This is a genomic window from Pseudomonas sp. E315 (assembly GCF_055406205.1).
Genome location: NZ_JBUZPJ010000001.1, coordinates 611972 through 633126 on the forward strand (window position 1 = coordinate 611972; position 21155 = coordinate 633126).

The 21155-nt window shown below is 58.1% G+C and carries 16 protein-coding genes; 13 read left to right on the forward strand and 3 right to left on the reverse strand.

From position 1 onward, the window contains the following. Nucleotides 1–4 precede the first annotated feature (4 nt). The 5 genes from ACZRJQ_RS02865 to ACZRJQ_RS02885 all read left to right on the forward strand — a co-directional run bounded on the left by ACZRJQ_RS02865 (nucleotide 5) and on the right by ACZRJQ_RS02885 (nucleotide 6977). Nucleotides 5–1174, forward strand: a complete 1170-nt coding sequence (locus ACZRJQ_RS02865; RefSeq protein ID WP_463976887.1) for an acyl-CoA dehydrogenase family protein — start codon at nucleotides 5–7, stop codon at nucleotides 1172–1174. Between the two features lie 130 nt (nucleotides 1175–1304). Next, a complete protein-coding gene (locus ACZRJQ_RS02870; RefSeq protein ID WP_463976888.1) occupies nucleotides 1305–2495 on the forward strand; it encodes an acyl-CoA dehydrogenase family protein in 1191 nt (396 codons plus the stop codon). A gap of 11 nt (nucleotides 2496–2506) precedes the next feature. After that, a complete protein-coding gene (locus ACZRJQ_RS02875) occupies nucleotides 2507–3661 on the forward strand; it encodes an acyl-CoA dehydrogenase family protein (protein ID WP_463976889.1) in 1155 nt (384 codons plus the stop codon). A 37-nt stretch (nucleotides 3662–3698) separates the two neighbouring features. Continuing rightward, on the forward strand, nucleotides 3699–5384 hold the full coding sequence (locus ACZRJQ_RS02880) for a class I adenylate-forming enzyme family protein (protein WP_463976991.1): 1686 nt from the start codon (nucleotides 3699–3701) through the stop codon (nucleotides 5382–5384). Between the two features lie 210 nt (nucleotides 5385–5594). Next, a complete protein-coding gene (locus ACZRJQ_RS02885; RefSeq protein WP_463976890.1) occupies nucleotides 5595–6977 on the forward strand; it encodes a DUF1329 domain-containing protein in 1383 nt (460 codons plus the stop codon). 195 nt (nucleotides 6978–7172) lie between these two features. Here ACZRJQ_RS02885 and ACZRJQ_RS02890 read toward each other — a convergent pair whose 3' ends face one another. The 3 genes from ACZRJQ_RS02890 to ACZRJQ_RS02900 all read right to left on the reverse strand — a co-directional run bounded on the left by ACZRJQ_RS02890 (nucleotide 7173) and on the right by ACZRJQ_RS02900 (nucleotide 11566). Next, the gene (locus tag ACZRJQ_RS02890) at nucleotides 7173–9302 is read right to left on the reverse strand and encodes an oxidoreductase (RefSeq protein ID WP_463976891.1); all 2130 of its coding nucleotides are present in this window, start codon (nucleotides 9300–9302) and stop codon (nucleotides 7173–7175) included. Between the two features lie 84 nt (nucleotides 9303–9386). Beyond that, nucleotides 9387–10217 carry an alpha/beta fold hydrolase gene (locus tag ACZRJQ_RS02895; RefSeq protein ID WP_463976892.1) on the reverse strand — a complete coding sequence of 277 codons (831 nt, stop codon included), beginning with the start codon at nucleotides 10215–10217 and terminating at the stop codon, nucleotides 9387–9389. A gap of 17 nt (nucleotides 10218–10234) precedes the next feature. Beyond that, complete coding sequence (locus tag ACZRJQ_RS02900; protein ID WP_463976893.1) at nucleotides 10235–11566, reverse strand: spinster family MFS transporter; 1332 nt, start codon at nucleotides 11564–11566, stop codon at nucleotides 10235–10237. Between the two features lie 270 nt (nucleotides 11567–11836). On the opposite strand from ACZRJQ_RS02900, the gene ACZRJQ_RS02905 reads away from it, so the two are divergent. The 8 genes from ACZRJQ_RS02905 (at nucleotide 11837) to ACZRJQ_RS02940 (ending at nucleotide 21150) form a co-directional block, all read left to right on the forward strand. Then, complete coding sequence (locus tag ACZRJQ_RS02905) at nucleotides 11837–12571, forward strand: SDR family NAD(P)-dependent oxidoreductase (protein WP_463976992.1); 735 nt, start codon at nucleotides 11837–11839, stop codon at nucleotides 12569–12571. A gap of 30 nt (nucleotides 12572–12601) precedes the next feature. Beyond that, the gene (locus ACZRJQ_RS02910) at nucleotides 12602–13375 is read left to right on the forward strand and encodes an SDR family NAD(P)-dependent oxidoreductase (protein WP_463976894.1); all 774 of its coding nucleotides are present in this window, start codon (nucleotides 12602–12604) and stop codon (nucleotides 13373–13375) included. Between the two features lie 77 nt (nucleotides 13376–13452). Continuing rightward, nucleotides 13453–14082 carry a nuclear transport factor 2 family protein gene (locus tag ACZRJQ_RS02915; RefSeq protein WP_463976895.1) on the forward strand — a complete coding sequence of 210 codons (630 nt, stop codon included), beginning with the start codon at nucleotides 13453–13455 and terminating at the stop codon, nucleotides 14080–14082. 9 nt (nucleotides 14083–14091) lie between these two features. After that, a complete protein-coding gene (locus ACZRJQ_RS02920; RefSeq protein WP_463976896.1) occupies nucleotides 14092–15165 on the forward strand; it encodes an alkene reductase in 1074 nt (357 codons plus the stop codon). After that, entirely contained in the window at nucleotides 15162–17024 is a 1863-nt protein-coding gene (locus tag ACZRJQ_RS02925; protein WP_463976897.1) for a long-chain-acyl-CoA synthetase, read from the forward strand. Before ACZRJQ_RS02920 ends, ACZRJQ_RS02925 begins: the two co-directional genes overlap by 4 nt. After that, nucleotides 17017–18102: an MBL fold metallo-hydrolase gene (locus ACZRJQ_RS02930; RefSeq protein WP_463976898.1), complete on the forward strand. Its 1086-nt coding sequence runs from the start codon at nucleotides 17017–17019 to the stop codon at nucleotides 18100–18102. The genes ACZRJQ_RS02925 and ACZRJQ_RS02930 overlap by 8 nt, the downstream gene beginning before the upstream one ends. 80 nt (nucleotides 18103–18182) lie before the next feature. Further along, nucleotides 18183–19868 (forward strand): DUF1302 domain-containing protein, encoded by a 1686-nt coding sequence (locus tag ACZRJQ_RS02935; RefSeq protein WP_463976899.1) that lies wholly within the window; start codon nucleotides 18183–18185, stop codon nucleotides 19866–19868. A 70-nt stretch (nucleotides 19869–19938) separates the two neighbouring features. Beyond that, the gene (locus ACZRJQ_RS02940) at nucleotides 19939–21150 is read left to right on the forward strand and encodes a thiolase family protein (protein ID WP_463976900.1); all 1212 of its coding nucleotides are present in this window, start codon (nucleotides 19939–19941) and stop codon (nucleotides 21148–21150) included. Nucleotides 21151–21155: the final 5 nt, after the last annotated feature.

A 21155-nucleotide genomic window follows, 5' to 3' on the forward strand; every position in this document is an offset into this window, starting at 1 on the left:
TTGCATGTTCGTCGACCTCACACCCGAGCAACACGCCCTGCGCCACAAGGTGCGGGACTATTTCCAAAACCTGATGACCCCGGCGCTGCGTGAGCAATTGCGTGGCAAAGAGGGCGGCGAGCTGTACCGCGAGACCATTCGCAAAATGGGCCGCGACGGTTGGCTGGCCGTGGGTTGGCCCAAGGAACATGGTGGTCAGGGCTATGGCCCGACTGAGCAATTCATCTTTTTTGAAGAGGCCAACATTGCCGGCGCGCCACTGCCGTTTGTGACCATCAGTACGGTGGGCCCCGCATTGATGGCCCACGGCACCGAGTTGCAAAAAGCCAAGTTTTTGCCGGGCATTGCGGCCGGGGAAATCATCTTCGCCATTGGCTATTCAGAACCCGATGCGGGCAGTGATTTAGCGGTGCTCAAAACCACTGCACGGCTACAAGGCGATGAGTTTGTGGTCAATGGCAATAAGCTCTGGACCTCCGGGGCCGAGTCAGCCGACTACATCTGGCTTGCCGCGCGCACAGACCCAGAACGTCCGCGGCACAAAGGCGTGTCGATCCTGATTCTCGACACTCAGGCCCAAGGCTTTTCGACCACGGTGATTCCAACCACCAGCAACCCGACAGCAGCCACCTATTACGACAATGTACGGGTGCCAAAAGACATGCTGGTGGGTGAGTTGCACGGCGGCTGGAAGCTGATTACGGCGCAATTGAACCATGAGCGTTTGGGGCTTGGAGCCTGGTCAGACAAGGTGGTTGGGCTGTTTCGCCGGGTGTACCTATGGGCACGCCAGCCAGATGACAACGGTATACGCGCCGCCGACAAAGCCTGGGTGCGGGCAGGCTTGGCCCAATGTTACGCCCGGCTCGAAGCCATGCGCCTGATCAACCTGCGTATTGCGGCTGACCTTGAACGTGAGCGTATGGACGTGTCGCTGGCCTCGACCACTAAGGTTTATGGCTCGGAATCTGCGATCGAAATTCTGCGCATATTGAGCGCCATTGTGGGCGCCAATGGGCTGGTGCGTGGCGGTTCGGCAGCATCGTTGCTGCAAGGTGATCTGGAGTACGAAGTGCGAGCCTCGGTCACGCTGACGTTTGGCGGTGGCACCAACGAGATTCAGCGTGAACTGATTGCCCAGTTCGGTTTGGGCATGCCTCGTACCCAGCGTTGAGTCTTGGCCGCTGGTTGATCTGTAGTCGTTGTCGAGGCACGAAGGCTGCGAGCCGTTAAGGGCCCAATATTCGCAACCTTCGTACCTTGGGCACGGCAACAGGATTCAGTTACCCGAAAGGTAAAAAAGCATGACGACGATTGATCAGTTCAGAGAACAAACCCGCCAATGGCTTGAAGCCAATTGCCCGCTTTCGCAACGCAAGACGATTCCTGAAGGGGAGTTGGTCTGGGGCGGGCGCGAGGTGGAGTTTCCCGACGAAGACGCCCGCCTTTGGTTTGACCGCATGCGTGACAAAAGCTGGTTTTGCCCGGACTGGCCAGTGGAATACGGCGGCGGTGGGCTGAGCCCCGAGTACACCGCGGTGCTGGAAAGCGAGCTGCGCCGCCTTAAGTGCCGCCCGCCGCAAATCAACCTCGGTATTTGGATGCTCGGCCCGGTGTTGCTGGAGTTCGGCACCGAGGAGCAGAAAAAGACCCTCTTGACCCCCATGACTCGCGGTCAAGTGCGCTGGTGTCAGGGGTTTTCCGAGCCTAATGCTGGTTCAGACCTGGCCAGCTTGAAAACCTCGGCGCGGGACGAAGGCGATCATTTTGTTGTCGATGGCAGCAAGATCTGGACTTCTTATGGCGACAAATCCGATTGGATGTACGCACTGGTACGCACCGATCCTAAAGCCCCGAAGCACACAGGTATTAGCCTGATTGTGCTGGACATGAACAGCCCCGGCGTCAGCGTTGCACCAATTGATTTGATCAGTGGTAAATCGGCGTTTTGTCAGGTGTTTTTCGATGGCGTCAAAGTGCCGAAAAGCCAATTGATCGGCCCGATCAATGGGGGCTGGAACTTGGCTAAACGGCTGTTGCAGCACGAGCGCAAAGCCATGTCCAAGTTCGGCGAGTTCAGTTTGCCGACGCATTTTCATCTGTTGCCGCTTGTGGACGAGTACTTGCCTGAACCCACAGGGCAAAGCGAACACGCACTGGTGGCGCGCGCAGTCAGCTGCGCAATGAACGAGCAGGCGTACAACCTGACGGTGCAACGCATGGGCGAACAAGCCCGTGCTGGTCAGGACGTCAGTGGGCTGATGTCGATCATGAAACTGGTGCACACCGAGCAGGAGCGCGACAAGTTCGAAGTGCTGCTGGACGTGATGGGCTATCACGCATTGGGCTGGGACAAAGAGGCTTTCAGTGCTCAGGAACAGGCCATCACCCGCGGCTGGTTAAACAGTTTTGCCCTGACGATTTCTGGCGGCGCGTCGGAAATCCAGCTCAATGTAATCGCCAAGCGGGTCCTCGGCCTGCCTGATGCGAAGTAAGGAACCTCACCATGACCCTGCTTTATAGCGAAGAACAACGGCTGTTGGCTGACAGCGCCCGAGAGTTCCTGGCGGCGCGCAGCCCGGTGTCGTTGCAACGTGCGTTGCGTGATGAACAACGCCCCAACGGATTTGATGCACGCCTGTGGCAAGACGCTGTGGCGCTGGGTTGGAGCGCGATTCCTTTCCCGGAAAACCTTGGAGGGCTGGATTTTGGCTGCATGGGGCTGGGCCCGATTTTTGAGTCTGCCGGTAACAATCTGGCCGCTTCGCCCTTGTTATCGAGCGTTGTGCTCAGCGGCTCGTTGTTGCACCTGCAAGGCAATGCGCAACAACAAGACTGCTGGTTATCGAGCACCATCAGTGGTGAGCGCCGTCTGGCGTTGGCTCTGGACGAGCGCCCTCGCCACAGCCCGGCGCACGTGGCTTTGCAAGCCGTGCCCAACGCCAACGGTTTTAGCCTGAGCGGGCATAAATACTTCGTCATTGATGGGCTGGCGGCGGATGCGTATTTGGTGGCTGCGCGCACCGCGCAAACATCAGGTGCGGAGCAGGGCATCAGCCTGTTTTTGGTGCCGGCTGATGCTGTGGGGCTGACTGTCAGCCCTTTGCGCCTGATCGACTCGCGTAACCATGCGCAGTTGCATCTGGAGCAGGTGCAGGTTGGGCCTGACGCATTGCTGGGTGAACTGGGCTGCGCATGGCCCGCGTTGAATACCGCGCTTGATCGAGGCCGTGTGTGTTTGGCGGCTGAACTGCTGGGCATGGCGGAAAAGCTGTTTGAAATGACCCTCGACTACCTCAAAACCCGGGTTCAGTTTGACGTGGCCATCGGCAGCTTTCAGTCGCTACAACACCGGGCGGCCAAGTTATACGTCGAGTTGTCACTGGCGCGTAGCGCGGTGATGGCGGGCTTGTCGGCATTGGACGATGCCAGCTTGAGCGAGGTTGAACGTCAGCGTCTGGCCAGTCTGGCGAAATGGAAAGCCGGTGAAACCGCGATCAATGTTGCTAATGAAGCGGTGCAAATGCACGGCGGCATTGGTGTCACCGACGAGCTGGATGTTGGGTTGTTCCTCAAGCGCATTCGGGTGGCGCAGGCCTGCCTTGGTGATGCCGATTATCACTGTGAGCGCTACGCAACGCTTGAGTGCGCGCACGTTTAAGCCTGTTGCCAATGATTCGGGTCAGGAGAATAACAAGATGAAGCTTGAGCAATGGCAGAGCGCTTGGCAGCAATTGATTGGTGCCGGCTCGCCTTATGAAGTGCAGAGTGCACCCGAGAGCGGGGCGAAGTTTTTTCGTCATAGCGCTGACACAGTTTGGGCTGCCATTGACAGCGGCCGGGTACATGGCGACCGGGAATTTTTGGTCTGGGAGCAGCAACGCCTGACGTTTAGCCAATTTTTTGATCAAGTGGATCGGTTGGCCGGGCAATTGAGCCGCCGCTTCGGTGTGCGTCAGGGGGATCGAGTCGCGATTGCCATGCGCAATCAACCTGCCTGGCTGGTGGCGTTTGCGGCAATCCAGCGTTGCGGCGCAGTGTGTGTGCCGCTCAACAGCTGGGGCCTGCGTGATGAGCTGTTTCACGGGCTAAAAGACAGCGGTGCGCAGTTATTACTGTGTGACGAACCACGCTTGCAACTGCTTGAAGCCGATCTGCGCAAACAAGGGCTGGCCAGCATCGTGGTCGGGATGCAAGCACAACCGTTGGAAGAACACTGCCAGCGGCTAGAAGACCTGTTGATTGCGGAGCCGCTGACGGCACCGGAACTGAAAGTACACGCCGATGACCCGGCGCTGATTCTCTACACCTCTGGCACTACCAGCTTGGCCAAAGGCGTGCTTTCGACCCACCGTGCGGTGTGTCAGGCGTTGGTAGCGCTGGAGTTTCAGGGCGCGTTCTGCGCGATGAGTTCGCCCGAGCGCATCAGCGTGGTGATCAACAGTGGCTATGCACCGACCACCTTGATGGCGGTGCCGCTGTTTCATGTCAGTGGCTTGCATGCTCAGTTTTTGCTCGCGTTGCGCAGCGGTCGCCGCTTGTTGCTGATGTACAAATGGGACGTTGAAAAAGCCTTCGACCTGATCCGCGATGAGCACTGTACGCAGTTCAACGGTGCCCCGGTGATGATGCAGCAACTGCTCACATCACCGCGCTTTGGCACTGCCGACACCGCCAGTTTGTTTGGTCTGGGTTTAGGGGGGGCTGCGCCTTCGAGCAGCTTGTTGGCGCACCTGACTCAACGCAAGCCTGAAGCCGTGGGCGGCAGTGGCTACGGGCTGACCGAAAGCAATGGCATCGGCGCGGCGATCGGTGGAGATCAGTTTGTTTACAAACCGGCTGCGGCAGGGTGGCCGTTACCGATTGTTGACGTGCGCATCGGTGACAGCCCCGATTGTCCCTTGCCTAACGGCGTCAGCGGGTTGATCTGGTTACGTTCGCCGACCTTGATGAGTGCCTACTGGAACCTGCCCGAAGCCAGCGCACAAACCCTTCGTGATGGTTGGCTCGACACTGGCGATATCGGGCTGCTGGATGACGAAGGCTTTTTGTACATCACCGACCGTGCCAAAGACCTGATCAACCGTGGCGGCGAAAAAATTGCGGCGGCAGAAGTTGAGTCCTGTGCCTGTGAAATACCCGGTGTTATTGAGGCTGCAGCCTTTGCTGTCCCCGATGACGTGTTGGGCGAAGTGGTGTATCTGGTGGTGCGCACAGAATCGTTGCATGCCCCGGACAGTGACGCAGTGCGCAACTTCATTGCTCAGCGTCTGGCGGGGTTCAAAGTCCCGGCCCAGATCCATGTTCAGCACACCCCATTTGAACGCAATGCCTCGGGCAAGATGCTTAAGGGCTTGCTCAAAGAGCAATGGGTAACCGTCTGAACGAACGGTTTTCGAGCGAAGGTCATGCCGGGTGAGCTCGCGCGGTTTACGTGTTGCCAATGTGCCTTGCAAGCCGGTTTTCAAAACCCCATGACCGAGCGCAAACCCATTTCGTGCCCTGCTTAGTCTTTCTGGACGATGTACTCGCCTGTAGATGGCGAAGAATGGATGCACACCCACAGCAAGCCTTATTCGCGTAGGAGGCAATACATGAAAATAACAAGAACAGGCGTAATGCTCGCAGCCGCCATGACAGCCAATGTGCTCGTCACTGGAACGGCTTCTGCTCAAGTGTCCCCCGCAGAGGCGGCCAAGTTGGGTAATGAGCTAACCTGTGTGGGTGCTGAAAAAGCCGGGAATGCGGCGGGCACCATCCCACCGTACACCGGCAAATACCTGGGCGAAGTACCCGGTTGGAACCATGTCAAATACTCAGGCGATCAACCGATCGACCCTTACGCCGATGAAAAGCCGATTTTGGTCATCACCGCGCAAAATATGAGTCAGTACGAAGACAAACTGACGGATGGCCAGAAGGCGTTACTCAAGCGCTATCCGACCACTTACAAAATGAATATCTATCCGGGGCATCGTGATTTTCGTTACCCGGACTACGTGTGCCGACGCGCCATGAGTAACGCCTTGAACGCCAAACTGGTCGATGATGGCATGGGCGTCGAGGGTCTTGGCCAGGTACCGTTTCCGATCCCCAAAAACGGCATGGAAGTGCTGTGGAACCACCAGCTTCCGGCTCGCGCCTATACCGAAGAAAAAACCAGCGACCTGGCGTCTGTACTGCCCAATGGCAGCATCGGATGGGGGCGTGCTTATGCTCGCAGCATGTCACAAGCCAACTCGCCGACGGTTGAACCGCGCACGGAAGACAAAATTCAGGCGATGGGCAACAACACCACGCTCAAGCCTGCGCGTGACAATGGCGTCATTAGCATCTCTCACGAACCCTACAACTTCCTGACAAACCCTCGTCAGGCCTGGAGCTACAGCCCTTCGACCCGACGTGTGCGTCTGTTGCCGGGTTATGGCTATGACCAGCCGATGATTGGTACCAACGGAACCATGACAGTAGACGAAGACCGTTTGTTTAACGGTTCGCCAGAGCGTTTTACTTGGAAGCTGATTGGCAAGCGTGAAATCTACAGCCCGGCCAACGCCTTCAAAGCCAACGCGGGCACGGTTAAATATGCCGACATGCTAACGCCCAACCACCCCAATCCTGACCTGATGCGTTATGAGCTGCGTCGCGTCTGGGTGGTAGAAGCCGACCTTAAAGAAGGCTACCGCCATGTGTATGGTAAGCGGGTGCTGTTTGTTGATGAAGACACCTGGAACTCGGTCATGGCCGACAACTACGACGCCCGTGGGCAGTTGTGGAAGCACGCGATGATCAACTATTACTACCACCCGGACATGAGCGGTTGGCAAGCCGGTTCACAGTTCTTCATGGACTTGAACTCGGGGCAATACACGGGCTACGGCATGACTAACGAGGCCAAGAAGGGGCCGATTCTAAACGAGGGCAAGTTTAAGCCTGATCAATACACCGCTGATGCGGCGCGTGCGATGGGGCGCTAAGCCTTAGCGTTTGACCCTAAGCCCTGTCGGTAACGACAGGGCTTTTTGGTTTTGGGGGGTTAAGCGTTTAGCCGGTGTAAAGCCAGATGATGATGCGTTGGAGCTGCCGCAGGCTGCGATCTTTTAAAGATCAAAAGAACGCAGCTTGCGGCAGCTCCAACACAACCATCGCATCAACTCAATGGATACGACTCATCAAGCCTCGCGCCCGGCCTTATGCCCCGCGCTGATCGCACCTTCGATATAACCAATGCTCTGACAGTCGCCAATGCTGCTGGCGTTTAACCCGGCATCAACCAGGCTGTCCAGCAAGCGCGTATCAGGCTGTGCGCCAATAGCCAATACCACTGAGTCCGCCAGGCTTTCAGCCTGCTGGCCATCCGCTAATTGATAACGCACACAGTTACCATCAATAGCCGTGACACTGGCCCCGGTAATCAATGCCCCCCCATGTACGCGGATCTCAAACAACACGCGCCAACGCCTGACGATGGCCAGTTCTCGTCCCAAGTGGGTGCCGCTTTCGAGCACCGTCACTTGACGGCCACGAGCGATCAGAAACTCCGCCAGTTCCAGCCCCACCAACCCACCACCGATAATGGTCACGCGCTTGCCCAGCGGCATCCACACCCGAGACAGTTTTTGCATCGCTTCTGTGCTGTCGGTGACTCCCGCCAAGCTCCCGGCTTTCATCAGCGAGCGCTGGGTGAACGACAGTTTACGCTTGGCAATTTCATCTGCGCGGTCGCCCGTCATCAGGCGGCGCAGTTCGTCGCCGCTCCAGACATAGTCTTGATCAGCTCCGGGGATGGCTGGCGCTGCACGTTCGGCACCCACAGCCACCAGCACCTGATCGGCGCCTAAATCACGAAGCAGGGCAGGGCTGGCCTGGGTATTGAAGCGGATATCAATTGAGGATTGCTGCACTTGAAAACGCAGGTTTTCAAGCAGTCGTGCGTTTTCGGGGTAGGCCAAGCCGGCAAAAAACAAGGTGCCGCCCAGGCGGTCGCTGCGTTCGAGCAAGGTGACGCGATGGCCGCGCAGGGCAGCGACTCGGGCCGCCTCCATCCCCGCTGGGCCTGCACCGACAATAACCAGATGCTTGGGCGTAATAGCCGGGCTGATGACGTATTCGAACTCGTGCCCGGTCATGGGGTTGACCGCACACTTGACCCGCTCGTTGATGAAGATCTGGCTGACACACACGTAGCAGTAAATGCACGGGCGAATGGCCTGTTCTTGGCCATTGAGCAATTTGTTGGGCAGCTCGGGATCGGCTAACAGTTTGCGGGCCATAGCGATGAAATCGCAGTCGCCACGTTTTAGTGCTGCTTCCCCGGCCTCAGGTTCAATGCGGCCGACGGCAATCACGGGCACTTGCACGCTACGTTTGAGGGCTGCGGTCCATTCCAGAAACCCGTTGGGCTTATGCACCAATGGCGCCTCGGTAAACACTTCGCCGCTGGTAATGCGGGCGCTGGCCGATACGCTGACAGCGTCCACGCCTGCCTCTTGGGCCATGCGCGCTACGGTCTTGGCATCTTCCAGACTGATGCCGCCGGGAGTGTGCAGTTCTTCGGCGTCCAGCCGAAGCCACACGGCAAATTCGTGGCCGACTTTAGCGCGCACGGCAGCGATGATTTCCAGCAGCAACCGTGCACGGTTTTGCAGTGAGCCGCCGTACCCATCTTCACGCTGGTTGTAATAGGACGACAAAAAACCGGCGATGATGTAACCGTGGGCCGCGTGCAGTTCTACACCGTCAAAGCCTGCGCGTTTGGCGCGCTCAGCGGCACTGGCAAACCACTCGATCATTTGTGCGATGTCGGCGCTGTCCATTACCCGGATGGGTGATCCTTCAGCGCGACGCTGCATTGAGCTGACAAAGTTGGCCAGTTCTTCGGGTGTCAGGGCGGTCATCATGTCGCTTTGTAAAACCGGGGGGACTGAGGGCACCCATAATTGACGCCCTTCGGCCATGTCGCGTACTGAGGTTTTGCCCGCGTGTTGCAACTGCATGGCAATTTTGGCGCCGTGCTGATGCACACGCTCAGCAAGACGGCTCAACCCCGGCAGGAAGTCATCGCTCGACACGCCCACCTGAAAGGGTTCGGCGGTGCCCGCCGGAAAGGCTACCGAGCACACGCCCATGATCAGCAGCCCTGCGCCGCCTCGGGCGCGAGCTTCGTAATAGGCTTGAATCCGTTCACCACAATGGCCATCGGCTTCGGCGAAGTTGGAGCCCATAGGCGCCATGATGATGCGGTTGCGCAGTTCGATAGAGCCAATGCGACCAGGTGCCAGTAACTGAGGGAATTTTGTCATTGTTATTTCAGCCCGAGCGGGATTTGAGAAGGGTCTAGACAACATCAACGCAGAAGCGGGTGAGGCCAGCTTCTGCGAGGTTAGTTATGCGTTGCGAAGGAACTCCAGACACGCTTTATTAAACAGCTCACGGTGCTCCACCTGCACCCAATGGCCGCAACGGTTAAGCATGATGAAACGGGCGTTGGGCGCGTGGTTGAGCACTTTCAGTGCGCCGCTGGCCGGGTTGAAGTTGTCGTTTGTACCCCAGAACCCGAGGATGGGAGCCTGAATTTCTTCAAGGCGTTCGGTCATGTTTGGCACCAGCATGGTTGTGAACAGGTTGCGCGGTTGATGCACCGCCACGGCCACCCGTTCTGCCAGCAAGTTATCGTCCAGTTGCGAGCTGTCGAACAGCTGCAGGCTCATGATTCGACGCATTTGCTCGATGCCCAGCGGGCCTGCGTTGTAGAGCTCGACCATGCGTTGGATGCCGATCATCTTGAAGTAGGTTTCACGCTCTTCAACGCCGCCTGGCGCCATCAGAATCAGTTTTTCGACCCGTTCAGGTTCGGCCAGCGCCAGGCCCAGAGCAATAGCACCACCCAGTGAGTTGCCCAGCAACGTAGCGCGTTTGATCCCCAATGCTTTGAGAAAACCCGACGCGGCGTTAACGAAAAAATCCAGATTGTACTGGGCATCTTCAGGTTTGTCGGAGCGGCCAAAACCCGGTAAGTCAACCACCAGATTGCGAAAGCCAGCGGCGGCGAACTGCGGGTAGTTGCCTTTGAAATTACTGTAACCGCTGGCCCCGGGCCCACTGCCATGCAGCCACAACACCACTGGGCCGCTGCCCTCGTCGAGAAAGTGCAGGCGCAAGCCGTTGTCCAGTGTTACGAAATGGCCAATGGGCAACGGCAGGTCTTGTTCAGTCATCACATCATCTCCAAAAGTCAGGCTGTCACTGCGTTAGCAGCAGGGGCGGTGGTGCGGGTCGGATGGGTCAGGTAGTTGCGGTAGCGCGGCAAGGCCAGGGCCAAAAACACGGCGGCCACCACCAACAGCGAAACGCAAGAGGCCAGGGCGTAGCGCAGGCCTTCTGCACCAAGACTGTGAGCGAACGCATCACTGAGCATGCCGATTAACAGCGGGCCCACACCCACGCCAAGCAAGGTCATCGACATCACGAAAATAGCGGTGGCTTGCGCCAGCCGCGTGGCCGGAAATAAATGCGAGATCGCACTCAGGCAGGGCGTTGCCCACCACGTGCCGAAGAAGCTGAACACGGCGTAAAACAGGAACGCTGTAGGTACAGGCGTGCTACCCACAAAGAACGCAGTGCCGGTTGGCCAAAGGAAGTAAGCCAAAGCAAATGGAATGCTGATCAGTGTGCCCAGCAGCGGTACCCCGATTTGCCAGCCTTTGTCGCGTCGCACCAAGCGGTCACACAATATGCCGCACGTCAGGGTGCCCAAAGTTGCACCTGCGCCTCCTGCGACACCGGCCAGTAAACCGGCGTCTTGCAGGCTCAAGCCGTGGGAGCGAATCAGAAAACTGGGGCTCCAGGTGCCGATGGCGTAACCGGCTATAGCTGCCGAGCCGCCCGTCAGCACAATCCACAAAAATGAAGGGGTTTGGAACAGTTGACGCACCGTCACAGCCCAATGGTCTTGGGTCACTTGGGTGGACTTGACCAATTGCGCAGGCTTGGGCGCCCGTACGGTGAACATCAGCAGCAACCCGAGGAAAATACCCGGCGCTCCAATGATCAAAAATGCAGCACGCCAACCGTAATGCTGAGCAATCCAGCCGCCCAGCCCCAAACCGAAAATGGCGCCCAAGCTGGAACCGAGCATTAGCACCGACAAAGCGGTTGAACGGCGTTCTGGCGGGTATAGGTCAGACACCATCGCCATTGACGGGGCCGTGCCTCCCGCCTCACCAATGGCCACCCCGATTCGGGCTACCACCAGCATCGTAAAGCTGGCCGCTAAACCGCAGAACATGGTCATTACGCTCCAAGCAATGCAGCTCAGTGCAATGACCGGCTTGCGCCCGATACGGTCAGACAAACGCCCCAAAGGAAAGCCGAACACGGTGTAGAACACGGCAAAGGTCACGCCCGACAGCAGGCCAATGCCCGTATCGGAAATGCCGAATTCGGCTTTGACCGGCTCGATCAGAATCGCCATCAGCAATCGATCGATGTAGTTAAAAACATAGATAGCTGCCAATACGCCTAACGCGTAGTGGGTTCGCCAAGTGGGTCGCAAGGATGAGTTCACAACGGGTGCTCCCGATTTTGTTCTAGTGGGCCAGATCTTCCATAGGCCGGGTATGGACTACATCGTCCATTTAGACCACTTGCTCATCGTGCGTCCTTGGCGGGCGCGAGCTTGCTCATGACTGCTGAAGGTTTGCAACACGTGCGCGATCGGCACTTAGTCTCATCGGACGATGTTGTGCTTTTTTGCGCAGTCAATGATTGCTCCCATATTCCGCCCTCAGCCAATCACGCTGTGGTCGGGCTGGCTGTTGGCGAGTGGGAGGCTGCAATGAAGTTACTCAACAAAGTTGCGTTTGTGACAGGTGCGGGCCAAGGCATGGGCCAGGCGATTGTTCAACATTTTGCAGAGCAAGGCGCTGTGGTAGTGGCCGCAGATATCAATCTGGATGCCGCGCAAAAAACCGTTGCTGGACTGGGCGACAAGGCGATGGCTGTGAGCTGCAACGTGGCTGACAGCGACTCGGTCGCCACGGCGATGGCGGCAGTGGTTGCGCGTTTTGGGCAGCTCGACATTCTGGTGAACAACGCCGGCATCGGCTCCATTGATGCCTTCACTCAAACGCCTGACGAAAACTGGCAGCGGGTGATAGGCGTCAACCTGACAGGCACCTTCTTTTGCAGCCGTGAAGCCGTGAAGTTGATGCTTGAGAAAGCCACGCCCGGCGTGGTGATCAATATTTCCAGTACAGCTGCGATGACGGGCGAAGGCCCGAGCCATTATTGCGCAGCCAAGGCCGGTGTTATGGGGCTGACCCGCAGCATGGCCCGCGAGCTGGCGAGTCAAGGTATCCGCGTCAACACCATCGTTCCTGGCCCCACCAACACCCCGATGATGGCCGACATTCCAGAAGACTGGATGCAGGCCATGCTCCAGGCCATCCCACTGGGCCGTATGGGTAAAACCGATGAGATCGCTCGTGTCGCCGCCTTTTTGGCCAGTGATGACGCCAGCTTTATCACCGGCCAAAACCTCGCCGTCAACGGCGGCATGGCGTTTATCTAAGCGATGGGCATTGAAGTGGGGGAGCAAGTCATGGGTACACGTTTGCAGGGCAAAGTAGCTTTTATCACGGGTGCAGGCTCTGGCATTGGTGCAGCCACCGCGCTGCGTTTTGCCGAAGAAGGGGCCTTGGTAGTGTTGTGCGGTCGACGCATTGAACCACTGGAGGCCGTGGCCTCGAAAATCCGCGACGTCGGTGGTCGCGCCGAATGTGCAGTGGCCGATGTCAGTGTTGAAGCCGCTTATGTTGCAGCCATTACCGCCGCCGCTGAGCGCAATGGCAGGCTGGATATTTTGGTCAACAACGCGATGGCTTACAGCTGGGGTGCGATTGACAGCACATCAACCGCAGACTGGCACTCGAACTTCGCAACCACAGTGGATGGCACGTTCTGGGGCACCCGTACGGCTATGGGGCTGATGCGTGCTCAGGGCAGCGGATCGATCATCAATATTGCGTCGATTTGCGGCTTGTTCGGCACGCCTTGGATGGCGGGTTATTCAGCGGCCAAGGCAGCCGTGATCAACTTCAGCCGCGCTGCTGCCAGTGAAGGGGCGAGCCATAACATTCGCTGCAATGTGGTGATTCCCGGCGTGGTCGAAACCCCTGCCACCGGCGGCATGCTGGCCGATGACAAAACCCGCATCAACACCGAAAAACTGATCCCGCTCAAGCGTGTGGGCCAGCCCGTTGAGGTGGCCAACGCCATTCTATTTTTGGCCAGCGACGAAGCCTCCTATATCACTGGCGCCAGCTTGCCGGTTGATGGTGGGCGCAGCAGCGAGTTGTACACGGTTTTGGAATAGGCCGGATTTGGCGTCGTCCGGGCAGGCGTTGGCCGCTCGGTAACAGGCTGTTAAAGATCGTTTTAAGGACACCGCTTATGGAACAGAACGCCTTGCTTGCCCGTCTCGATCGGTTGGAGTCGATTGAGGAAATTCGCCAGTTGGCGGGTAAATATTCATTGTCGCTGGACATGCGTGACCTCGATGCCCACGTCAATTTATTTGCCGAAGACATTCGGGTCGGGCGCGAGAAAGTAGGGCGTGCGCACCTCAAAGCCTGGGTTGACGACACCCTGCGCGATCAGTTCCACGGCACATCTCATCATTTGGGTCAGCACTTGATTGAGTTCACAGACCCTGACCATGCCGTGGGCGTGGTGTATTCCAAGAACGAGCATGAGACTGGCCCCGAGTGGGTGACCATGCAAATGCTCTATTGGGATGACTACGAACGCATGCAGGGGCGTTGGTATTTTCGTCGACGCTTGCCCTGTTACTGGTACGCCAGTGACCTGAATAAACCGCCAATTGGTACGCAAAAGATGCGTTGGCCGGGGCGTGAACCCTATGCGGGAACCTTTCACGACTTGTTTCCGTCCTGGACCGAATTTTGGGCTGCGCGTCCTGATAAAGACCAGCTCCCTCAAGTGGCTGCTGCGGCGCCGGTTGAGCACTTTCTTGCCACCCTGCGCCGCGGTGCGGGCGCGCCCAAGATTCGCGTGCGTTGAGGAACCTCTATGAGCATTTTGTTTGAGCCCGTGCGTCTGGGCGATTTGCAGTTGGCCAATCGCATCGTGATGGCCCCCATGACCCGCAGCCGCGCGGATGAGCACGGCGTCCCGACCCCTGAGATGGTTGAGTACTATCGTCAGCGCGCCTCGGCCGGGTTGATTGTTGCCGAAGGTACAGCGCCTTCGGCCGACGGGCTGGGCTATTGCCGCACGCCTGCGATTTATAACGCCGAGCAAATGGCCGCCTGGAAGGCTGTGACCGATGCCGTACATGCTGAAGGCGGGCTGATTGTTCTGCAATTGATGCACGTAGGGCGCGCCGCTTGCTCGCACAACAAACCTGCTGGAGCCGCGACCGTGGCGCCCTCGGCACTGCGTGCACGCACTCAGTTGTTCACTGACCAAATGGGGTTGGTGGACACAGACGAGCCGCAGGCGTTGTCGCTACAAGACATCAGCCTCGTAATTGAGGACTATCGGCAAGCGGCGTTGAATGCGCGCCACGCCGGTTTTGACGGCGTTGAGTTGCATTGCACCAGCGGCTATTTGCCGATGCAATTTATGGCATCGGGCAGCAATCTACGCCAAGACGCCTACGGCGGCAGTGTTGAAAACCGTATGCGCTTTCCCGCACAGGTATTAGCCGCTATGGCTTCGGCCATTGGTGCGGGCCGGGTTGGGGTGCGCTTGTGCCCCGGTAATCCGTTCAACGACATCAGCGACGACGACCCGCTGGCCACCGCGCAAGCCTTGTGCGAAGCGGCCGAGCCGTTGGGGTTGGCGTACGTGCATATCATGCGTTCGCCGTTGGCTGAACTGGACGCCTTTGCCTTGGCTCAGCGTTACTGCAGCAGTGGGCTGATTCTCAACGACGGTTTTGACGGGCCATCAGCAGAGGCAGCGCTGCAAGCCGGGCAGGGGGAGGCGGTGTCGTTTGCCCGCCACTTTATTGCCAACCCGGATTTAGTCGAGCGTTTGCGCCAGGGCCTGCCATTGGCGCGCTTTGACCGAAAAACCCTGTATTCGCCCGGGCCTGAAGGCTACAGCGATTACCCACCGTGCGACTCGGTGGCGCCATGAACGATATGACTCGCATCAGCGCCGCCACGCCCCTTAAACAGCAACCTGTACCACGGGAGCAGACTCAAGCGTTGCTGGACTTGCGTTCTGCGGCCAGCGCGCAGATCAAACCGCAAGACCTCTATACCTTGGCTGATCGGCTGGAGGCTCAAGCGCAGCGTTTTGGTGAGCGCCCCTTGTTGATCTACGGCGACCAGCGTTTGAGCTATGCCCAGGTCGATGCGCAAGCCAATCGCATGGCACACGTGTTTTACGACAACGGCCTGCGCCCTGGCGATGTGTGCGCGATTGCGATGGAAAATCGCCCGGCATTTTTCTTCAGTTGGTTTGGGCTGGTCAAACTTGGCGCCGTGGTGGCGTTTATCAACACTCAGGTCAACGGCAAGCCACTGGTGCATGCACTGGAATCCACAGGCGCTAAAGCGGTGGTAGTGGGGGAGGAATGCTTAGCCAATTTGTTGGCCACCGAAGACTTGCCCGATGTGCCGTGGTGGTTGATAGAAGACCCGCAAACGCCTTATCAGGGCGTGTTGCCGGCCTGTGTCGATTCAACGGTTAGCGAGCAAATAGCGCGTGCGCCACTCACGGCGTTCCCCCGCGAATCAAGGGCCGGGATCACGGCCGAAAGTACTACGCTGCTGATTTTTACCTCGGGCACCACGGGTTTGCCCAAAGCCGCCCGCTACAGCCATATGCGTTGGATGTCTTCGGGCGATGTGATGGAAGTCACTTTGGGCGCCACTTGCGAAGATGTTTTCTACTGCTGCTTGCCGCTGTACCACGGCGCTGCGGCCACCTCTGTGACGTCTACGGCTTTGCGAGTGGGTGCGAGCATTGTGGTGCGGCGTAAATTCAGCGTGCGCGAGTTCTGGCAGGACGTGCAACGCAATAACATCAGCGTGTTTCAATACATCGGCGAAATTTGCCGTTACCTGCTCAACCAACCTGTGGTGGCGGGTGAGCGCGAGCACAGTTTGCGTTACATGCTGGGGGCGGGGTTGACGCCGGAGTCCTGGCAGCGCTGGATCGAGCGCTTCGGCCCGATTCAGGTGTTTGAAGGGTGGGGCGCCACCGAGGCCAATGCCAACCTGATCAATGTTGATAACTATGTGGGCTCGTGCGGTCGCGTGCCGGACTGGAGCCGCACCAACTTGCGGCTCGTGCGTTACGACGTTGAAAGCGACTGCCATCCCCGTGACGAGCACGGTTTTTACCAGCTTTGTCAGCCTGGCGAAGTGGGCGAGGCGATGGGGTTTATCGTCAATCACCCTGAGGTTGGCGGCGGGCGATTTGAGGGTTACACCAACCTCGAAGCCACAGAAAGCAAGATTCGCCGCAACGTTTTTGAAGCGGGCGATGCGTATTGGAGTTCCGGCGATTTGCTGCGATACGACGAGGATGGCTACTTCTATTTCGTTGACCGGATTGGCGATACCTTTCGCTGGAAAAGCGAAAACGTATCGACTCTGGAAGTGGCCGACACCCTGAGCGATTTGCCCGGCCTTGAGTTGATCAATGTCTATGGCGTGCAGGTGCCGGAGCACGAAGGCCGGGCCGGAATGGCGGCGGTATTGATGCAAAGCGGCCACGCGTTTGACCCTCAGGCGCTGTATGAACTAACCGAAGCACGCTTGCCGCGTTACGCCGCGCCGATCTTTGTGCGGGTATCAGCAGCGGCCGATCTGACCAGTACCTTCAAACTGCGCAAGGTCGACTTGCAGCGCCAGGGCTATGGGGCTGAGTTGTTCAGCGACCCGCTGTATGTACGTGACGAAAGTACGCGCACCTATCAGCCATATTCGTTGCAGGTGCTGGCCCGCGCGGGTTTGCCACCGTTTGTGGTGTCGGATCATGACTGAACTCGACGCCCAGGGTCACGAGTGGCGTGACGGCTTGCGGTATCCGTGGCCGAAACCGCCTGCCAATGGGCAGGTGCAGGTTGTTGCTGATGGGGTGCTATGGCTGCGCATGCCGCTGCCGTTTGGGTTGGATCACATCAACCTGTATTTACTGCGCCATAGCGACGGTTGGGTGGCGGTTGATACCGGCCTTAACAGCGAGCAGTGCCGCGCAGTGTGGGAGCAGGTGTTTGTCGAGGTGCTGCAGGGCTTGCCACTTAAAGCAGTGATTTGCACCCATTTTCACAGCGACCACACCGGGGTGGTGGGGTGGTTGTCTGAGCGTTTCCGCTGCCCCGTATTAATGACCCTTGGTGAATTTGATGCGTTGCATCACGGGCCACCGGTTGCAGCAGAGCCTGATTGGGCATTTATCGATTTTTACCAAAAGGCCGGTTTCAGTCAGGAGCAAACCGCCTCGGTCTTGCCCATGATCCAGAGTTCGCATTTTCGCCCGCAAACAGTGGCCGGCTTTCGCAGGCTAAGCCACGGCAGCGAAATCACGATGGGTCATCGCCGCTGGCAGGTGGTGGTGGGCAACGGCCATTCGCCTGAACACGCCTGTTTATATTCGGCGGCTGACGGCTTGCTGATTTCTGGCGATCAGGTACTGCCGCGCATTACCTCAACCATCAGCGTGCATGTCACCGAACCTGAGGCCAATCCGTTACGTGACTGGCTGGACTCCATTGAACGGCTGCGGGTAATCCCCGACAACGTGCTGGTGCTACCGGCCCATGAGCGGCCGTTTTTCAATTTGCATCAGCGACTGGATCAGTTGCGCGATCACCATCACGGCCATTTACAGCTGCTGTTGCAGGCATGCGATCAACCCCGCACGGCGTTGGAACTGATGGCGGTGTTGTTCAAAAAGCTTTCAGGCCGTTTTGACGAAATGATGGCCCTTGGGGAGACCTTGGCTCACGCCAACTACCTGATGGCCGAGGGAACACTCGTTCGCGAGGAGCAAGGAGGGTTGCATCGTTATCGACGAGCACCGACAGGAGTCTCGAAGTTCGACCCGCTCGTGCTGTTGTGAGCGGGGCGCTAGCGCCGAAAAACGCAATGACGCTTGAACCCATCGATGCGGCCACCGAGTCGCTAATCAGGAGAGGCAGTGTGATTAATAAAAATAACAATAAATGTCTTGTGTCGCGCCCGCATGGCGTTCAGGTCACCGGCCTGGCCGTCGCTGTCGCGCTGGTGTCCAGCCCGCTATGGGCCGGGGAAACCATCGAGTTTGATAACGGCGCAACCATCGATTGGTCAGTGACTACCAGTTACGGGATTGGCATGCGTTTGGGTAACGCCAGTGACCGGCTGATGGGGGTGAACGTTGATGATGCCAACCGCAACTTCGACCGCCATAGCCTCACCACTAACCGAGTGGGGGCGCTGGGCGAGATGATTTTGCGCAAAGACAACTACGGCGCAGTGGTGCGGGCCAGTACCTTCTATGACGATGTTTACCACCGCTCCAATGACAACGACTCACCCAAGACAGTCAACAAATTTGGGAGCAATGACGAGTTCACCAGCGACACCCGCTATTACAGCGGCGGGCGCACGCGATTGCTCGATGCGTATGTGTTTGGTGGCTGGAGTTTTGAAAACGACACCATGCTCGACGTCAAGGCAGGGCGCCATATTGAGTCGTGGGGCGAGAGCCTTTACTACCCCGGTGTAAACGGTGTGCAAAACCCGTCTGATGCGGTCAAGGCCGCGCAACCGGGTGTTGAGGTAAAGGAAGTGCTGCTGCCGGTCGGACAAGTGTCGGCCTCTTACCGGATCAATCCAGAAGTGACACTCGGCGCTTACGTGCAGTACGAATGGAAAGGCACCGAATTGCCGCCTGTAGGCAGCTACCTGTCGACGTCTGATGTGATTGGGCCGGGGCGCGATTTTATCTACAGTCCGGTCAGTGCGGTTACGCCAAGCGGGATGATCCCTTATCGCGGCACCGATGAACCACGCGACAGTGGGCAGTGGGGTGCACAAGTCCGCTTCCGCCCAATTTCGTCCCTTGAAATGTCGCTGTTTCATGTGGTGTACCACGACAAAAACCCGGCCACAGGCTTAGTCGGTTACGACGCGGTGGCGCTGGGCAATGGTCAGTTCATGTACAAAACCAATGGTTATCGGGTCAAGTACTTTGATGACATCAAGCTGACCGGCGTGAGCGCCACCACCAAGCTGGGTGAGGTTCAGGTCGGGGCTGAATGGTCGTACCGTGATGGCGCGCCCGTGATGGTTAACACCGGCCTGGGCCCTGTGCCCACCCGCGGCAAAGGGCAGCAATTACAACTGTCGGCCATGCGCATTCTGGGTGACCAACCGTGGGCCAGCCAGACCACGCTGACGGGTGAAATCATCACCGTGCGCGTAGACGATGTGGACGATGTGTCGGGGGCGCCCAACCTGACAGACGTCAACCTGATTGCACCGATGGCGCCTTCGGTTAAACCTTCAAATGATTACGCCTATAAAACCGCATCAGCGTGGCGGACGCGTTCGTCCAGCGCTTACACACTGGGGGCTTCGTTCAGCTATCCCGGCGTGTTCACTGGCTGGGACCTTGAAGTGCCGTTTACCTTCTCCAACGTGTTCAGCGGTGCAGCGCCCATGTCCGGGAGCATCGCCGGTGTTGCCGGAGATCGACGTTTGAGTGCGGGCACGACCTTCAAATACCTGAGCAACCTGGAAATGTCCTTCAAGTACATCGCTTATCTGGGCGAGCCTGACCCGATCTACCGTCCACTGGCCGATCGTGATTACGCCACGTTCTCAATGAAGTACTCGTTCTAAATCCACCCCAACACCTGCAGGCGCCAGCGTGTGCCTGCAGGGCGTGTTGAACCGCAAAAGAGAGAAACCTATGGGTCTTAAAGGTCATGCGGCCATTGTGGGCAGCGCACAATACAAACCCGAAAAATATGCCACGGCCCCGAGGATGTTCCATCTGGAGCAAGTTGCAGATTTGGCCGCACAAGCGCTGCGCGATGCCGGTTTGCAAGCTTCGGATCTGGACGGGCTGGTGATCAACGGCCCGCAGTTTCATGAGGCCTCAGTGTTCGTGCCTGCAATGGCGGCTGAATACTTGGGGTTGCGTCTTAACTTTGCCGAAGTGGTTGACCTGGGTGGCTGCACCTCGGTGGGCATGGTCTGGCGCGCGGCAGCGGCCATTGAGTTAGGTTTGTGCCAAGCGGTGCTGTGCGTATTGCCCGCGCGAATGGCTCCGATGGGCCCGGACGAAGACCCGAGCTGGATGGCACGAGCCATGCGTTTTGGCGGGCACAGCACTGCTTTTGGCGCACCGGAAGCAGAGTTCGATTTGCCTTACGGGCACATGGGCCAGAACACCGGTTACGCGATGATTGCTCAGCGTTACGCCGCTCAATATGGTTACGACCCGCGTGCGCTGGCCAAAATCGCGGTCGATCAGCGCACCAATGCCCAATACAACCCGCAAGCCATGTTTTATGGGCAACCACTGACCATCGAGCAAGTGTTGGCCAGCAAAAAAGTGGCGGACCCGTTGCATGTGCTGGAAATCGTGATGCCGGTGGCCGGTGGTGCCGCGATGATTATCACCAATAAAGAAGTGGCCGCTCGCGCACGTAAACGGCCGTCTTTCATCACCGGTTTTGGTGAGCACCTGGCGTTCAAGTCGCCGTCTTATGCCGCTGATATGGTGCACACACCGATTGGCCCTGCTTCACGTCGAGCGTTCGACATGGCAGGGCTCAAACCTGCCGACGTTGATGCCGCGCAGATCTACGATTGCTACACCATCACCGCCTTGCTGACCCTTGAAGACGCAGGTTTCTGTGCCAAAGGCGAAGGCATGAGTTTTGTGCGCGAGCACGACCTGACCTGGCGCGGCGACTTCCCGATGAACACCCACGGCGGCCAGCTCAGCTTTGGTCAGGCGGGCTCTGCGGGCGGCATGTCCCAGGTGATCGAGGCAGTGACACAAATTGCCGGTGCAGCGGGTGAGCGTCAGCTCAAACGATGTGACACGGTGTACGTCTCGGGCACCGGTGGCGTCATGAGTGAGCAGGGCGCGTTGATACTTCAGGGAGCATAAATCCA

Coding starts and splice junctions, on each gene's coding strand:
- ACZRJQ_RS02885 (WP_463976890.1), top strand. CDS start 5,595: ATGAAAATAACAAGAACAGGCGTAATGCTCGCAGCCGCCATGACAGCC.
- ACZRJQ_RS02870 (WP_463976888.1), top strand. CDS start 1,305: ATGACGACGATTGATCAGTTCAGAGAACAAACCCGCCAATGGCTTGAA.
- ACZRJQ_RS02875 (WP_463976889.1), top strand. CDS start 2,507: ATGACCCTGCTTTATAGCGAAGAACAACGGCTGTTGGCTGACAGCGCC.
- ACZRJQ_RS02915 (WP_463976895.1), top strand. CDS start 13,453: ATGGAACAGAACGCCTTGCTTGCCCGTCTCGATCGGTTGGAGTCGATT.
- ACZRJQ_RS02865 (WP_463976887.1), top strand. CDS start 5: ATGTTCGTCGACCTCACACCCGAGCAACACGCCCTGCGCCACAAGGTG.
- ACZRJQ_RS02890 (WP_463976891.1), bottom strand. CDS start 9,302: ATGACAAAATTCCCTCAGTTACTGGCACCTGGTCGCATTGGCTCTATC.
- ACZRJQ_RS02925 (WP_463976897.1), top strand. CDS start 15,162: ATGAACGATATGACTCGCATCAGCGCCGCCACGCCCCTTAAACAGCAA.
- ACZRJQ_RS02895 (WP_463976892.1), bottom strand. CDS start 10,217: ATGACTGAACAAGACCTGCCGTTGCCCATTGGCCATTTCGTAACACTG.
- ACZRJQ_RS02940 (WP_463976900.1), top strand. CDS start 19,939: ATGGGTCTTAAAGGTCATGCGGCCATTGTGGGCAGCGCACAATACAAA.
- ACZRJQ_RS02930 (WP_463976898.1), top strand. CDS start 17,017: ATGACTGAACTCGACGCCCAGGGTCACGAGTGGCGTGACGGCTTGCGG.
- ACZRJQ_RS02880 (WP_463976991.1), top strand. CDS start 3,699: ATGAAGCTTGAGCAATGGCAGAGCGCTTGGCAGCAATTGATTGGTGCC.
- ACZRJQ_RS02920 (WP_463976896.1), top strand. CDS start 14,092: ATGAGCATTTTGTTTGAGCCCGTGCGTCTGGGCGATTTGCAGTTGGCC.
- ACZRJQ_RS02905 (WP_463976992.1), top strand. CDS start 11,837: ATGAAGTTACTCAACAAAGTTGCGTTTGTGACAGGTGCGGGCCAAGGC.
- ACZRJQ_RS02910 (WP_463976894.1), top strand. CDS start 12,602: ATGGGTACACGTTTGCAGGGCAAAGTAGCTTTTATCACGGGTGCAGGC.